1 pseudogene is annotated in these 228 nt (G+C 35.5%); it reads left to right on the top strand.

The window, feature by feature from the left end:
• Window positions 1-224 (top strand): annotated as a pseudogene (locus D9V42_RS14965) (DUF1071 domain-containing protein); the annotation flags it as partial.
• Between the last annotated feature and the right edge of the window lie 4 nt (window positions 225-228).

Genomic DNA, 228 nt, shown 5'->3' with positions numbered 1-228 from the left:
CAAGGCACGGTTTAGGTTTATATATCTATATGAATGAAGACCTCCCTGACTTGACAGAAGAACAGAAACTGTTGGAAGCTGAAAAGCAACGACTTCGTGAGATCCAACCAGCACTAAAACGAGCTGAAGAACTTGGATATCCTAATATGGAACTACTTAAAACAAAGACAAAAAAAGAAATCTTTGATATTATGACAATTTGGAAAGCAACAGAGGGAAAATAAAAAA

Origin of the sequence: Staphylococcus pseudoxylosus, from assembly GCF_003697915.1 — a bacterium.
Classification (GTDB): Bacteria; Bacillota; Bacilli; order Staphylococcales; family Staphylococcaceae; genus Staphylococcus; species Staphylococcus pseudoxylosus.
The sequence above is the reverse complement of the archived record's forward strand: the minus strand, read 5'-3'. Positions and strand labels throughout refer to the sequence as shown.